General features: G+C 34.9%; 14 protein-coding genes. 10 read left to right on the top strand and 4 right to left on the bottom strand.

Features of this window, described 5'->3' with window-relative positions; genetic code table 11:
* Window positions 1-148: 148 nt before the first annotated feature.
* Window positions 149-2,224: a DNA topoisomerase gene (locus DYH56_RS09715; protein WP_114642671.1), complete on the bottom strand. Its 2,076-nt coding sequence runs from the start codon at window positions 2,222-2,224 to the stop codon at window positions 149-151.
* Between the two features lie 272 nt (window positions 2,225-2,496).
* On the opposite strand from DYH56_RS09715, the gene DYH56_RS09720 reads away from it, so the two are divergent.
* The 10 genes from DYH56_RS09720 (at window position 2,497) to DYH56_RS09765 (ending at window position 13,057) form a co-directional block, all read left to right on the top strand.
* Window positions 2,497-3,147: an ATP-binding cassette domain-containing protein gene (locus DYH56_RS09720; RefSeq protein ID WP_114642672.1), complete on the top strand. Its 651-nt coding sequence runs from the start codon at window positions 2,497-2,499 to the stop codon at window positions 3,145-3,147.
* Window positions 3,140-3,991, top strand: a complete 852-nt coding sequence (locus tag DYH56_RS09725; protein ID WP_114642673.1) for a cell division protein FtsX — start codon at window positions 3,140-3,142, stop codon at window positions 3,989-3,991. Before DYH56_RS09720 ends, DYH56_RS09725 begins: the two co-directional genes overlap by 8 nt.
* A 4-nt stretch (window positions 3,992-3,995) precedes the next feature.
* The gene (locus tag DYH56_RS09730) at window positions 3,996-5,114 is read left to right on the top strand and encodes a murein hydrolase activator EnvC family protein (RefSeq protein WP_114642674.1); all 1,119 of its coding nucleotides are present in this window, start codon (window positions 3,996-3,998) and stop codon (window positions 5,112-5,114) included.
* Window positions 5,115-5,180: 66 nt separating this feature from the next.
* Window positions 5,181-5,975: an NAD(+)/NADH kinase gene (locus DYH56_RS09735; RefSeq protein ID WP_114642675.1), complete on the top strand. Its 795-nt coding sequence runs from the start codon at window positions 5,181-5,183 to the stop codon at window positions 5,973-5,975.
* Complete coding sequence (gene recN, locus DYH56_RS09740; protein ID WP_114642676.1) at window positions 5,969-7,630, top strand: DNA repair protein RecN; 1,662 nt, start codon at window positions 5,969-5,971, stop codon at window positions 7,628-7,630. Before DYH56_RS09735 ends, recN begins: the two co-directional genes overlap by 7 nt.
* Before the next feature lie 157 nt (window positions 7,631-7,787).
* Window positions 7,788-8,645 (top strand): tyrosine-type recombinase/integrase, encoded by an 858-nt coding sequence (locus DYH56_RS09745; protein ID WP_114642677.1) that lies wholly within the window; start codon window positions 7,788-7,790, stop codon window positions 8,643-8,645.
* Window positions 8,646-8,703: 58 nt separating this feature from the next.
* Window positions 8,704-9,600, top strand: coding sequence for a GTPase Era (gene era / locus DYH56_RS09750; RefSeq protein ID WP_114642678.1), 897 nt, complete (start codon window positions 8,704-8,706; stop codon window positions 9,598-9,600).
* Window positions 9,601-9,899: 299 nt separating this feature from the next.
* Window positions 9,900-10,505, top strand: a complete 606-nt coding sequence (locus DYH56_RS09755) for a metallophosphoesterase family protein (RefSeq protein WP_114642679.1) — start codon at window positions 9,900-9,902, stop codon at window positions 10,503-10,505.
* Between the two features lie 9 nt (window positions 10,506-10,514).
* Window positions 10,515-12,266: a hypothetical protein gene (locus tag DYH56_RS09760; protein ID WP_114642680.1), complete on the top strand. Its 1,752-nt coding sequence runs from the start codon at window positions 10,515-10,517 to the stop codon at window positions 12,264-12,266.
* An 8-nt stretch (window positions 12,267-12,274) separates the two neighbouring features.
* Window positions 12,275-13,057, top strand: a complete 783-nt coding sequence (locus tag DYH56_RS09765; protein ID WP_114642681.1) for a Cof-type HAD-IIB family hydrolase — start codon at window positions 12,275-12,277, stop codon at window positions 13,055-13,057.
* A 62-nt stretch (window positions 13,058-13,119) separates the two neighbouring features.
* Here the strand turns inward: DYH56_RS09765 and DYH56_RS09770 are convergent, their stop codons facing one another.
* Genes DYH56_RS09770 through DYH56_RS09780 form a run of 3 tightly spaced genes read right to left on the bottom strand, consistent with a single transcriptional unit; the run spans window position 13,120 to window position 16,247 of the window.
* Entirely contained in the window at window positions 13,120-14,295 is a 1,176-nt protein-coding gene (locus DYH56_RS09770) for a UxaA family hydrolase (RefSeq protein ID WP_114642682.1), read from the bottom strand.
* A complete protein-coding gene (locus DYH56_RS09775; RefSeq protein ID WP_114642683.1) occupies window positions 14,285-14,641 on the bottom strand; it encodes a UxaA family hydrolase in 357 nt (118 codons plus the stop codon). Before DYH56_RS09775 ends, DYH56_RS09770 begins: the two co-directional genes overlap by 11 nt.
* Complete coding sequence (locus tag DYH56_RS09780; RefSeq protein WP_114642684.1) at window positions 14,634-16,247, bottom strand: BCCT family transporter; 1,614 nt, start codon at window positions 16,245-16,247, stop codon at window positions 14,634-14,636. The genes DYH56_RS09775 and DYH56_RS09780 overlap by 8 nt, the downstream gene beginning before the upstream one ends.
* Window positions 16,248-16,253 lie beyond the last annotated feature (6 nt).

Consider the following 16,253-nt stretch of genomic DNA (forward strand, 5'->3'; position numbering starts at 1 on the left):
GGTGTTTCTAATGCTGAGCCAGTAAACTTTCTCAAAAGGTTTACTGGCTCTTTCACTTTATAGAGTTTCCCTCCTTTATCTTCTAGACAAGGAGGGATTTTTTTTATTTTTGATTATGACTAATTGGATGCAGCGTCACGTTGCTTTTTTATTCTTTTTCCGGAAAATATTTTTCTAATTTTAGGTTCACATATTTCCCTGTATCCTCTAATTTAAATTCAGCTGAATACATCTTCTCATTTTTACCCTTTATCTTCTTTACAAGGATAGGTTCTCCTTTTATTAATTTTTTAGCCCTTGTTTTGGATATCTTCACTTCGATAGATTTATATTTACTTTCTTTCCATAGGGTAAAATTGCACGGCGGGGTATCTCTATAACCTACACATGAAAATCCCCTGCTGTTCTCATAGATATTCTTGCCGCATCTGGGGCAGATTCCTATTATCTCTCTTTCTGAATCATCATATACCCTGGGTATCTCTATATTCTGGCCTATAATTTTCTGCAGTTCCCCTGTAACCAGATCTATGGTTTCCTGGATAGTGCTGTTTCCCTTATACACTTTTTTCAGGAGTTTGGAAAATTCCACAGTTTTTGTTTTATATAGATCCACATTTAATTTATCCAGGGTCTCCACCACTTTTTGACCCAATGGTTCCAGAGAAAAATTAGAACCTTTCTGTGATATATATTCATATTTTTTGGCATTTTCTATTATCCCTGTTCTCGTAGCCTCGGTTCCTATCTCTATCCCCTTCAACATAGCTCTATATTCATCCTCTTCAGTATCACTGTCCTTCCTAAATGGATTTTTTAAATGGGCTGACAGTTCCCTTTCCGATACTTTTCTGGGGGGATTAGTTTCCTTTAATATTTTTTTAAACTGGACTTTAAAGATATCTCCTACAATAAAATTTGGTAACTTATTCTCAAGATTTGCAGGTTCATACCTGTAAAATCCCTCCTGTACGACACTCTCCCCCGAAAGTTTAAACTTTTCCTCTCCCACACCTATCGTTACCACAACCTTGGCTGTAATAGTTTCCTCAGCTACAAAGTTTGAAATAAAACGATTTAGAATAGTTTCATAGATTATTTTTTCCCGGCCATTCAAATTGTTTTTGGGAAATTTCATCGTCGGAATTATGGCACTATGACTCTCCACCTTGTCATCATCAAATATCTTCTTGGAATCCTTAAATTTTACATTATGATCCTTTGAAAGCACCTTTAGGAGCTGTTTAACCTTCCCCTTTTCATTTACCGCCAAATATTCTGTATTTGTCCTGGGGTATGTGATATATCCATTCTCATATAATTTTTGTATTATTTCCAATGACCCCTTAAAATCTATCTTATTTTTTTTCGAAAGCTGGGATTGTAATTTTGACAATGAAAATAACCTGCCCGGCTGTTTTTTTATCTCCTTATTTTCTTTAGATAAAACTATCCCCTCATAAGAGTTCAGTTCTTCACACTTTGAGTCAGCTTTTTTCTCAGCTTTCATGGGGTATTTGGTACTTTTAGACAATTTAAATTTAATCTCATCTTTTTCACATTCACTCTCAAGCTGGATATATTTTTCTTTGACGAATTTTTCTATGGCTATATCCCTGTCATAGATAAATTTTAATACAGGTATCAGTACCCTCCCTACCGGCATCAACTGGCCGCTTTTCAGGGTGATATACCTGGTTAAATTTATCCCGAAGAGCCAGTCCATTACAGTTCGGGAATACCCCTCAAAAGCTAACCTTATATACTCCCTGTCAGGTTTTATATTTTCAACTTCCTTTATGATGGTTTCCTTGGTCTGCTCCGGCAGCCATAGTCTGTATACCTCTTTTTTGATCTTGGATTCCTTTATAATCCTATCTATTATTATCTGTCCCTCTCTGTCTGCGTCCCCGCAATTGATAATTCCTTCTACATCTTCCCTCTCCATAAGATTTTTAAGGATTTTAAATTGTTCGGCTATTCCCTTGCTTTCCTTCAATTTAAATTTAAACTTCCTGGGCGTAAAGGGGAGTTCTACCTCCTTCCACTTCATCTTCTGGCCAAAATAATCATCTACATCTGACAGTTCGAACAGGTGCCCGAATGCCCAGGAAACAATATATTTTTCACCTTCTATATATCCATTTCCTCTTTTTTTCAGGCCCAGTGCATTGGCTATATTTCTTCCTAAACTTGGTTTTTCTGCTATAATTAATTTTTTCATTTTTTTTACTCCTCTTATCCGGCTGACTAAGGGTTTCTCTCTGGCTTAAAATCCACCCTATAAAAATTTTATTTTTTTACTCTCTGTTCTTCATGACAAAGGTTTTTTCTAAGTTTTCTCTTTTAATTTTAGAGTATTGTAAGGTTTAAATCAAGAAAAAAAGAAAATTGACCTTCTCCTCCTAATATTGATATAATTTAAGGATAAATGGGCAGTGATTTTCCATCTATAGACTTTCAGTAATCAACTCTTGTTTCATAGGAGAATTTAAAATGTTAAAATTTAAGAATATAACCACTTACGAAAAGAAACCATGTCTCAATAATTTAAATTTAAATGTTTCAAATGGAAGATTTGTCCTTTTAAATTATAGATCTAAGCTGGAAAAAAACAAGATGATCGACTTGATCTGTCAATTGGATACTCCTAAATCCGGGAAGATAACAATAGGAGGTAAAAACCTTGCTAAGTTCAATTGCCGTTCAAAAATAATCCACAAAAGAATAGGTATTTGTTTTGAAGATTTTAAACTTATACAAACTAAGGATGTTCTGGCAAATATCACCCTTCCCTTGGAGATCCATACAAAATTGTCTCCTGAGAAACTCATTGCAGCAGGTGAGGAACATTTAAAAAATTTCGGCCTTTTAGAGAAAAAAAATAATTCTTTAACTACTCTGAATTTAGAGGAAAAACAAAGACTTAACATCGCCAGATCTGTGGTGTTAGATCCAGAATTGATCATCCTGGATAACCCGCAAATGCATTTAAAGACCGAAAAAATTGAGAGTTTGATGAAATACCTCCAAGATCTTAATAACAAAGGTAAAACTATCGTAATCTTTACCAACAATAAAAAAATTGAAAATATGATAAATTGTGACAAATATATCTTAGAGAAGGGAGCAATATCCAATGTTTAAAAAAATACGTCAAATGAATACCGAGATAAATGAATTGATCCAAAAAAATATAACCTATTACACCCTCAGCTTCACTACTTTGATCTGTGCATTTTTATTTTTCAATATAAGCCTTATCTCCATCTATAATATCCATCAGAGTAATAAAACTTTAAATAAAAGTTATGCTCTCAGTGTGTATATGAATAACAACGTCTCTCAAAACAGTATTGAGAAGATTGAAAAAAGTATTTTGAACCTCCAGGGTATTGAAAAAATCAGCTATATAAATAAAGAATTAGCGTTTCAAAATTTAGCTGCCCAACTGGGACTCAGTAATCGCGGGATAAATAATCCCCTCTTAAACTCCTTTATAGTAAAAACTGAAGGAGAAAAAAACCTAAATGAAGCAAAAGTGATTATCGATGAGATCGATGGTGTAAAAGAAGTCGTAATCAATAAAAAAAGGGTCGCTGCACTGGATGAAAAAATAAAAAGAAATAATAAGCTTATAATCGGATTACTTATCATCACACTTCTGCCTATAAAAATAATGATATTTAATATAATGCATAGCAGTGTCGTCAGCCAAAATCATGATATAGAAGCTAAACTATATCTCGGCATGGAAAAAAAAGAGATCTTAAGGCCCTATTATTTTATAAATAATATAAAATTTATCTCGGCAGCTGTTATAGGCAGTTTAATTTTTTTAAACCTCTATGAATTTATCCGCACTGAAATAGCAGGATTAAATTACCTGGCCTCTACCATCCAGGCTGGAATCGTTGTGGGAATCATCATTATCCTTGTGAGCTTAAGTTTTCCATTTCTATCCTTTAACCTGATAAAGGTTAAGAGGTAGGTCAATGAAGAAACTAATATTTTGCCTGATCACAATAATTATTACCACAACCACATTTTCCAACAGCTTAGATGAAAAAAAAAATCAGATCAATCAGATTGAAAATGAGATCAAAAGAAAGGGTGAAGAGATAAAAAAAAACACTCAAAAGATCAAAACCATAGATAAAAAAACCGAAACACTGAAAGAACAGATAACCCGTGTAGAAAAAGAATTAAAAATTATTGAAAGCGAGAAAGAACTCCTCAAGGCAAAAATTGATGTGGTCAGCAGGAAGGTCGATTATGGGAAACGGAATCTGAAATTCAGTTCCAAAGAACTCGCTAATATGGAAAATGATTATGTGGCTATGCTCCAGTCATGGCAGAAAAAAGAGATAACCGATGAAGTCGACACCTATAATTTTAAGGAAATCCTCAAGGCCAATCAGGAGAGGCAGGAGGAGATAAAAAGTGTCCAGCACAATATAAAAAAAGTCAAAGAAGATATCGAGAATGAGCAGCGAAATCTTAAAAAACTTCAATCCCAGCTGGCTTATAAAGAACGTCAGCAGGAGAGCAAGAAAAGACAGCACAACAATCTAATAGCACAATATAATAAAGATAAGAAGCTAACAACAGCCAAAACAAAACAAGCTGAAAATACAATAACTAACCTTCAAAAACAAAAAGCTGCCATTGAAAAAGAGATCGATAATATAATCAGAACCAGAACCAAACAACTGGGAAATGTAAATTATTCAACTGTTGCTAAATATTTAGGAAGTTTTAAAAGCCCCATCTCTGGAAGGGTCGTAGTTGGATTTAATGAAGCCAAGGTAGGAGGAATCCGTAGTTCCGGGCAGGAGATCCAGGGAAATCTAGGAGACCGGGTTGTTTCTGCAAATAAAGGGAAGGTTATCTATGCAGGTAAATTTATGAATATGGGAAAAGTTGTCATGATAGATCATGGATATAACCTGATCACTATTTACGGAAACCTGATTTCTAACTATGTAAAGTTAGGACAAACGGTAGGAAAAGGCAGTGAAATCGGGATTTTAGGACTTAACTTAGACGGGAGATCATATCTTTATTACGAGACCAGGTTTAACCTGAAATCCTCTAATCCAGATAATTTTTAGATCCAGATTTTCTGTTTATACATTTAAATATACACATTTGACCATAGGTCATACAGGGGGAGAAAGATGAAAAAAAAGGTATGTATCATATATAATACCTCTAAAAAAGATGCAATAAAATTTTATGAAGTATCCAAGGAATTCTTTGAAAATTGCGGTATAGAGGTCCAGCCAGAGATAGAAGGATCAGCCTTTGTTGTGGTAATTGGTGGTGACGGAACCCTCCTAAAGGCCAGCAAGGAAATAGCTGCCCACAATAAATTTGCCGTTGCTGTAAATATGGGAAGTCTTGGATTTCTTACAGATATAAGGAGGATCGAAGCTCTTCAAGTTTTTGAAGATGTTTTGATGGGAAACTATAAGTTAGAGGAAAGGCATATGCTGGAGGTAGAGGTCGGCGGAAAAACATATACCGGACTCAATGAGGTGGTTATGGCAAAGGGAGGTATCCTGCAAAAGTTAATCAGGATCAGAGCTTCAGGGGAACACTATATCAATACCTACAGGGCAGATGGATTAATTGTTGCTACTCCCACAGGGTCAACAGGCTATTCCCTTTCAGCAGGAGGACCCATCATCAGACCGAATTTAGATGTTCTTTTAATTACTCCCATTGCCCCGCACAACTTAAGTACCAGACCTATAATAGTAGATGGCAAAGAGGAGATCACATTAAAATTAGAGGAAAGAGAAGGTTCAGCTTATGTAGCTGTGGATGGAGATGATATTATCGAGATTACTAAAGATGACACCGTTAAAATAAAATATTCAGATAAAAAATTAAAGTTGGTGCTGCCAAAATCAAGAAACTATTATTCTGTTTTAAGGGAAAAATTAAAGTGGGGAGATAAGATATGTTAAGGGAACTTCGAATTGAAAATTTAGCAATTATAGATAAATTAGAATTAGAATTTCAAGATAAATTAATAGCTCTCACAGGGGAAACAGGAGCAGGAAAGTCTATTATCCTTACAGGTATCAACCTTCTTATCGGCGAAAAAACCAATATGGAGATGCTCCGGGACGGGGCAGACTATCTTCTGGCTGAAGGTGTATTCGATGCCGATGAAAACCAGGTCCGTGAACTCCATGAGATGGGAATAGATGTAGAAAACAACGAGATAATTGTCCAAAGAAGGATGGAATCCAATGGCCGGGGAAAAGCCTTTGTAAATGGCAGAAGAGTACCCATGAGCAACCTGAGAGAAATCATGGGTACCCTGGTTGATATCGTAGGCCAGCACTCCCACCAGATGCTCCTTCATAGAGGAAATCATATAAAATTAATCGACAGATTTTTAAATAAAGATGAACATCTTATCAAAGACCAGCTGGGAAGTATTGTCTCCAGCTATGAGGAGATTCACAGACTCCTGATCCAGCTTTCTGAAACAAGAAATAATATCAAAGAGAAAAAGGATCTCTACGAATATCAGCTGGCCGAGATTGAAGAAGTCAACTTATCTGAAAATGAAGATGAAGAATTAGAGGATGAGTATAAGATCCTTTTTAATGCCGGTAAAATCACTGAAAAACTAAAAAATTCCTATTATAGTATCAGTGAGGGAGAGATAAATGTCACATCTCTACTCCATAATGTAAAAAAAAATATGGAATCCCTCTCCGGGTATGGTAAAGATTATGAGGCTATCTTTGAAAAAGTAGAAAAAATCTACTATGAAGTTGAAGACCTCACATACAATATAGAAAATATTCAGGATAGCATGGATGTGGATGAGTACCGGCTAAATGCTGTAGTGGACAGACTGGATAAGGTAAACAACCTCAAGAAAAAATATGGGGAAGATATCCCGGAAATTTTAGGATACCAGGATAAGATTAAAAAGGAATTGGATCTTCTGGATGAAAGTGATTTTGAGGAAAAAAAATTAAATAAAAAGATGGAAGATCTCCTAAAAAAATATAAAACCGTAGCTGCCGATTTATCTGCTGCCCGTAAGGTCAAAGCTAAGCTGATAGAGGAAAGTCTGACTTCTGAGCTGATCTATTTAAATATGAAGGATGCCAGGTTTAAAGTGGATTTTAAAGTGGATGAAAAGATCTCCAGATCAGGGATGGATATAGTAGAATTTATGATAGCTCCCAACCTGGGCCAGGAGATGAAGCCTCTGGCTAAGGTGGTTTCCGGCGGAGAGATGAGCAGGATCATGCTGGCTCTAAAAGTGATATTTTCAGCTGTGGATAATGTCCCTATACTGGTATTTGACGAGATCGATACCGGGGTAGGGGGAGAAACCGTGAGAAAGATAGCCGATAAACTATATGACATCGGGGAGAATGCCCAGATCATATGTATAACCCATTCCCCTGCCATCGCAGCCAAGGCAAGCCAGCAATTTTATATTGAGAAAAAAAATATTCAGGGAAAAACCATAGCCACAGTAAAAAACCTAAATCCAGAAGAGAGAATAGATGAGATAGCACGAATGTTAGCAGGAGATCAGGTCAGTATCAGTGTGAAAAATCATGCAAAAGATCTATTAAAAGGCAATTGATAATTAAATAAAGCTTTTGACGCTGACTTTAACAGACTAGAAAAACGACTATTGACGACTACAGTTTTCTGCGTAGAGATAATCAGAGAAAATCGGTGTTAATTGGTGACAAAAAAGGTTTGGTTATTAGTTTCGCAGAATGCGATTGGAGGATTAGATGCTTGAGAAAGTTCCAGGGTACAAAGAATTCGAAAAACACATGAAAGACAGCAGCTTTAGTTACAACAGCTGCGAAGCCTACAAAAAAGATATCGATGATTTCTTTATCTTTATCAGGTATAAACCTCTAAATGAAATAATAAAGGAGGACATCTTAAACTTCATAAGAGATCTGAAAAAAGTCTATTCCAACAACAGTATCAACAGAAAAATAATATCTATCCGGGGATATTTAAAATATTTTTACAAAAATGGTATAATTGATAGTCTGCCCATGGAAAAGATAAAAAATCTACCTCCTGAAAAAAGAACTTTAGAAATATTGAGTTTAAAGGAGATAGATAAACTGAGGGAGGTTATGGATGACTCCCCAAAAGAATATAGGGATAAGATCATCTTAGATATCCTCTATGATACCGGTATTTTAATCTCAGAGGTTTTAGATCTCAGGTGTGAAGATCTGATCTCAGAAGATTATAAAGCTATCACTCAGATTAAGGGGACCAAAATAAACAAGATCCCTTTGGACGACTCTTTAAGTGAACGATTACAGATATTTATAGAAGAGAAAAGAGATGAACTCCGAAATAAAAACACCAAGATATTTTCCAGTGTTTCCAGACAAAATTATAGAGCCAGGCTGATACAATATGGAAAAAGAGCCGGCTTAGACAGGGAAATATATACCCATATGATCAGAAATTCCGTCCTAAAAAATATTTTAGACACAGAGGGTGCCCATGTGGTAAAGGAAAGGATGGGGTATTCAACCATTCAAAATACCAGTCTTTACAGCAGCAGAAATACAGGAAAAATCAAGGAAAAATATATGGAGATAGGAATCGGAGATGAGTAGGGGTAATTCATGAATTACCCCCTACCTCTATTAATAATATAAGAAAAAAGGAGATTTAATGAAAGCAGGATTTATAGCAGTAGTAGGAAGGCCAAATGTAGGAAAATCTACATTGATGAATAAGATAGTAAATGAAAAGGTAGCCATAGTTTCTAACAAAGCCGGGACAACCAGAGATTCAATCAAGGGAATATTGACTATCCAGGATACACAATATGTATTCATTGATACTCCGGGAATCCATAAACCTAAACATCTTTTAGGTGAACATATGACCAATACAGCCATCAGTGCACTAAAAGAAGTGGAAGCAGTTATTATGGTACTGGACGGGACTCAGGAGATCAGTACAGGAGATCAATTTGTCTTCGATAAGATTATGAAAGCTCCTAATACTCCTAGAATTGCTATTATCAATAAGATTGACCTTATGAAAGACGAGGAGATCGAGGAAAAAATCGGGGAAATCAAAGCAAAATTAGGGAATTTCCACAAGATCGTAACTATGTCAGCTGAATATGCCATCGGTATTCCTAAGTTATTGGAAGCTATCGATCCATTTTTAGAGGAAGGCATCATGTACTATCCTGAAGATATGTATACCGATATGCCTATGTATAGGATGATCATAGAGATTGTTAGGGAAAAAATATTAACTAGAACCAGAGATGAAATCCCTCATTCTATCGCTGTTGAGATCATCAATGTAGAAAGAAGGGAAAACGGTAAGGATAAATATGATATCAATATCTATGTGGAAAGAGATTCTCAAAAAGGGATAGTTATCGGTAAAAAGGGAGCTCTTTTAAAAGCTGTTGGTACCGATGCCAGAAAAGATATCGAAACTTTGTTGGAGAAAAAAATATACTTAAACCTATGGGTTAAAGTTAAGGATAACTGGAGAAAGAAAAAGCCATTCTTAAAGGAAATGGGATATAACTTAGACGAATTATAAAAACTAGGGGGATTTTTCCTCCTTTTTTGCTAATACCTATAAATTAGCCACGAATTAACACCAATATTCACTAATAGTGACAAAAAAGTAAGACTCTTATATAATTGAAGTAAGCAGTTTATAGATTAGATTGGTGGCAGAAATAATTTACGTCAAGGATTTTGAATTAGCGTAATTCGCGGTAAAAAACGGTCTTAATTCTGTGTCAAAAGAACAATCGGATCTTAGTCTGCGTCAGGATTTTTTATTTTTTATTTCGTGATAATTCATGTAATTCGTGACCAAAAAGAGGGGGAGGAATGGGGAAAAAATACAGGATACTCATCGTCAGTGATACAGAAATTTTGGGACGATATCCCATGGATAAGTTAAAAAATATGTTTTCCGATATTGATTTTATAATTTCAGCAGGAGATCTGGGAAATGATTATTTGGATTATCTTTTTACAACTCTCAATAAGGATGTCATCTATGTCAATGGAAATCATGTCTATAAGAAGGGGCACGATATCTCATTTTGTAAAAATATAGATGGAAAAATTATAAAATATAAGGGGCTGAAAATATTCGGCCTGGGAGGGAGTAAAAAATACTCCTACCAGGAAAATCAATACTCGGAGTTTGAGATGACCCAGAGGATAATCTTAAATTTAGGATACCTTTTCTGGGGAAACCTGGACATCATGGTAACCCATACTCCCCCTCGAAGGATCAATGACCGGGAAGATTTTACCCACCAGGGATTTGAGGTATTTCATAAAATTTTAAAATATTTTAAACCTAAATTATGGATCCATGGGCATATTCATCTGGTTTCCCATATGGATACCCAGGAAACCATCGTAGGAAATACCAGGATCGTCAATGCCTACGGGTATAAAGTTATAGAATATATGAAAAATTAGGAGGTCTTTATGATTAATTCATATATCCAGGAGGAAGCTAAAAATGCTTATGATAAATTTGTAGGAAAGGGTAAGATCTTGGGGATTCCTCTGGGTCACAGAGAGGAATTGAAGAAATTTTCAGATATACAGAAAGAACTATCTGCCTATAACAACTCCTGCCTGGGACTTCAAAGTGTTCCCCTCTCTAAAATTGTCGGCAGTGTTCAGAAAACCGAAGATTTTAAGAAGGGATTTATTCCTAAAAACAGTATCGTCAAGATAAGATGGTGCAACATCTATATTGAGATGCTGGGAGATTTCAAACTTCCCCCGGTTGATCTCTATAAAATAAGGGATGAATACTATGTCTATGACGGCAACCACAGGGTTTCTGTGGCTCATTTTCTTAATTTTTCATCTATAGAGGCTGTAGTAACCGAATTTTTTTCAGGGGAAGACAGTCAGGAGGAGATGAACTACAGGGAAAAGTTTAAATTTACCAAACAAACCCAGCTGAACCTTGATCTGACAGAAAGCGGAGACTACAAGAAACTCCTGGATGATATTGAAGGTTTAGAAGGTGGCAGGAGCCTTATTGATAAATCCAAATATTGGCATCAATATATATACCATCCTATTATAAAAATTTTAAAATTTAATGGGATGGCTACATATGAAAAACTAGAGGGAGACCTCTATATAAAGTTTTTAGAACACAGAGGGTATCTGATCAACACCACTAAAAAATATGATTATTCCTATGCCCTGGTTGATTATCTCAATATGATCTACCTTCAGAAGAAATATACCATCCAGACCCAGATAAAGATCAATCATTATATAGATTCCCTCATTAGAAGGCTCTACAAATTAGATAAGGAAAGATCCATGGATAAGGTCCAAAAAGATAAACTTTCAGATCTCCGGGGATTGATCAGGGGTGATTTTACAGATGAACTCTATTTTTCCAGGGTCATCAGGGAAGATATCAGATCATGGTATTATACAAAAGTCCGAACAACTATAGATATTTTTAAAGAAAAATCCAGATCATTTGAAAGTTCCAGATTGATTCAGACAAACCAGCTGAAATTATACAGGGAATTAACGGACTATATGAATTATTATAAAAAAATTCATTCAAATATCTCCATAAGGGAAGGAATTTTAGACTATATCCTGGAAATTTTAATGCCTACATTTAACTACCTTTCCCATAAAAAAATAGATAAAGATGAATTTATTATACAGTACTTTAAATTCAGTCATAGAAAAATTAAATTTTTAAAGAATGGAAAAAATATAAGCCTGGAAGAATTGGACGACCTCTACCTGGATATTGGATCGGAAAGTTCCACCATCCAGGACTGGCTTTCCAAAACATTGAAAAAGGAAAAAACTTTTAAGGGGGATATCCTAAAAGGGGTCAAAGAACTCCTCCTCATAAAGGGGCAGGATGTAGAAACTTTTGTTGAATTGATGGATCTTTACGAGGGAACCACAAACTATAAAACTATCCTCCATATAAAAAAACAAATCTGGAATTTTGTGGAACAATATCCTTCCGATGACTGGGTCAAAGGTAAATTTGCTGTGGATCTGGAAAAATTAACCCATAATAAAGAGGGATTAAAGTTTTTTAAAACCGAAAGATTTATGCACTTCATCCGGGGAAAATCAAACACCTATACCATCGTTGATTTTTATATGGATATCATCAATTACGGGGAAAATACAATAGATATAGATACATTGCTGATGCAGTATATTAACAGATAGGAGGAAAAATGATAAAAGCGATTATGCTGGATCTGGACGGGACATTATTAGGTAACGACCATAAGATCAGCGAGACAAATAAAGAAGTCCTAAAAAAATTAGAGGATAAGGGAATAAAGATATTTTTAGCCACCGGCAGAAGTTATGAGTCTATGAGATCATATCATGAGGAACTTAACTTAACAACTCCTGCTATCTGCTATAACGGGGCAAAAATCATATATCCCCATGGTAGTGAAAAGGAATACCCGGTAAAAGAAAGGCCCCTCAAGACATTGATAGAGATTGCAAGGGAGTATAAAACCCACCTAAACCTATACCAGCATGAGATCTGGTATTCTGAAAATATTACCAATGAAGAAACTGAACTGTATAAAGAAATTTCAGGACTGGAACCGGTAAAAAAGGATTTTGACCGATTGGATGAGATGTTTTCCACAAAGGTTCTCTATGTGGGAGAGCACGAGAATCTATTGGAGATAGAAAAAGATATAAAAGAAAAATTAGGTGACAGTGTCTACACTACCTTTTCAAGACCATTTTTCCTGGAAATTTTAGATGGAAATGTCAACAAAGGCACAGCTATGAAAAATATCATGGAGGAGGAGAATATTCCCCTGTCCCAGGTAATAGCCTTTGGAGACGGATTGAATGACAAGGAGATGCTGGAAATAGCCGGAATAGGAGTAGCAATGAGTGATGCATTTGACGAGTTAAAACAAGTTGCTGACCATGTGGCTGCATCCAGTGATGAATCCGGGGTAGGAGAATTTTTAAAAAAATATTTGTAGGTCCTTCTTACAATAATAATAATCTCCTCCTAAATTTAGGAGGAGATTTTATTTTCTCATTTTTATTTGTTTTTGCAACTACCCAATAGCTGTTCCAACCTTTGATCTTTTTGATACAACGTCAGAGTTGCACTTCCAATATCTTCTAACTGTGTTTTTTCACCATTTGCAATTTCAACAATTTTTTTAATTATATTATTACCAACATTATCAACAGTATCTGATCCATCCATTATACCTCTAGCATCAATATCCATATCATCATTGAATAGATCTTCATTTCCACTTATACGAATTACGGGAATAATTGGATTGTTAAATCCTGCTGCTCCACTTGTCCATAAAACCATTTGAGCTCCTAAAGATGCAAAGTTCACACCGGCTCCACCACACAACATTGTTGTTTCCGACAGGTAAAAACCACTTTCCTTTGGTTTATCAATAAAATCTTTATTGATCTCTAAAATATCTTTTATTGGTTTCGTACCCATTTTATAAAGTGCACCAAGTGATTTTTCCTCAATAGTAGTAAGCCCGCCTACACTGTTACCAATACTCATTGTCTCAACATTTGTTCCTTCTACACTCCATCTTGACTTTTCAGCTTCAATTAAAGAATCAATTTTATTAAACACTTCTTCAGAAACAGCACGTTTTCTTAGGTTTTCCTGGCATCCTTGAAGTTCAAATAACTCTCCACCAATTCCTATACCACCTGCATCAATTAATTTATCAATAGCATTTCCTGCACTAGGATTAGATGCCATTCCAGAGCTTGTATCCGATCCACCACACTTCACACCTACTATTAATTCAGCGATAGAAACATCTTCTCTTGGAGTTTTATTGATCTCTTCTGATATTGTTTTTAATTTTTGGATTCCTGTCTCGATTGTTCTACGTGTTCCACCGTTTTTTTGACATGTAAGTATATCTACAGGCTTGCCTATTTTTGCAATTGGTTCAGCAATTTGCTCAGGTAAAATACTACCACACCCCATTGCAATAACTAAAACTCCTCCAACATTAGGATTTTTTCCAACTGCTATCATTTGGTTAAAAGTTTCTTCATTTCCACCAAGCATACATGTGTATGAATTAGTCAAAACTACTGAGTCTTTTACTTTTTCCGAAATATTTCTGGCAATTCCATCACAACATTCATCCACTGCTATAATCAGAGTTTTGTTTCTAATCCCTATTGATCCATCCTCTCTTCTGTATCCCTTAAAGTTCATTTGCTTCACCTTCTTCTTGCATAATTTTAATTTGTCTCATTATTTCTTTTTTAAATTCTTTTGGAATATCTACTGTTAAACTTTTTACATTATGTACATGTACTAAGTCTCCTTTTTTTATATCCTCTGTACATATCCCTATAACTTCACCATATTTATAAATTTTGTCTCCATTATTAATATCATTTAGAGCAATTTTATTTCCATGGGGTATCATTTCGTTGGACTGTACATTTGTCAAACGTTCTCCATTAGATAGATATATATGGGCTGCTTTATTTTTCCCTAAATCAACTAATGCTGTTGCAACATTGTCTTTTTCATCCTTTTTACTAAATCTATTCATGATTTCCTTCCTTTTCATTATCAATTAAAATATAATTATTTTCTTTTTCTGTGTGAACCTGATAGTCTTTTACCATCCATTTAATCCATCCATAAACCATTATTATCATAAGGAATATTATCGGTACTCCTGTAATAATTGCTGCTGTTTTGATTGTATTTAAATTTGCTCCTATAAAGATCATTACTAAAGGAACTAAAGCTAATAATACACACCAGAATAATCTATGAATTGGATGTGGATTTTCATTTGATTTTAATCCCGGTGTAGCTGTAGATGCCATTGTAAATGCTGCTCCGTCTAGAGTTGTTGCCAAAAATAATACGGCTATAATTGAGAACATCATCATGAATATACTACCTAAAGGTAAAGTTTTCATGACTTCGATTATGGCAAATGTATCTTTACCTGCACCTAATAAACCAGTCATGTCAACTAAGCCCTTCATTTGCCTGTCTATAGATAAACTTCCAATTACTCCGAAAAAAGCAAAACATCCAATACTTCCACTGACTAAAGTATTTATAATTACCGACCTGATAGTTCTTCCTTTTGAAACTTTTGCGATAAATATTCCTGTAAATGGAGCATAAGTTATCCAGTATAACCAGTAAAATATTGTCCATGACTGAGGAAATCCAGTTTGACCTATTGAATCTGTAAATAGACTCATACCAACGAAATTTTGTAACATTAACCCAAGTGAATTAGTAGTATTATTTATGATAAATAAACTAGGACCTAAAACTATAATTGCTAACAGAAAGAAAATCGCTAATTTACCATTCCAATCTGATATTCTGGCCATTCCTTTTTCGATACCAATATATGAACTAAGGGAATAAACTATTGAAATTAATAAAATTAATGCAACATTCATCGAGAAAGTAGGTGTGATCCCAACTACAGCACATAATACTTGTGAAACTAGAGGTACTGATACTCCTAAAGTAATGCTTAATCCACCAAAACAGATGAAAATAAACATAACATTAATGATCGTAGCAATAATACCATCTTTTTTGATTCCAGTGATTTTGCTGATTATAGAACTAAGGCTGAGACCTTCATTTTTTCTAACATAAAAATGATAACACATTGGTAATCCGACTAAAGCATATAACGTCCACGCACTAAATCCCCAGTGGAACATATTGTAAGGCAGTGCCATTTCAAATGCTCTTATTGAGTTTGCTTCTATTCCTAATCCAGGGGTTCCTATATAATAAGCCCATTCTATAAATGCCCAATAAATAGTAGCTGATCCCAGTCCGCAGCTAATCATCATTGCAACCCATTTAAAGGTCGAATGTTCAGGTGCATGATCACCTAATTTAATGTTTCCGTATTTTGACAATGCTACTCCCACTAATATTACAAAACCTGAAAAAGTAAAGATTAATGTAAATGACCCAAACCAATTTGTCATTTTACCGAATATAATATTTGCAATTTCCTGAGAAGCTTCAGGGTTTGTATACAATAACCCAACCAGTAGAATAACGAAAAAGATACTAATAGAAATCAGCACTTTATCAATTCTAGCTCCCTCTATATTTTTTTCTATTTTTAATTTTCCAACATTTACACCTGTTTTTTTACTCATGATTCC

This window comes from Psychrilyobacter piezotolerans, from assembly GCF_003391055.1.
Taxonomy (GTDB): domain Bacteria; phylum Fusobacteriota; class Fusobacteriia; order Fusobacteriales; family Fusobacteriaceae; genus Psychrilyobacter; species Psychrilyobacter piezotolerans.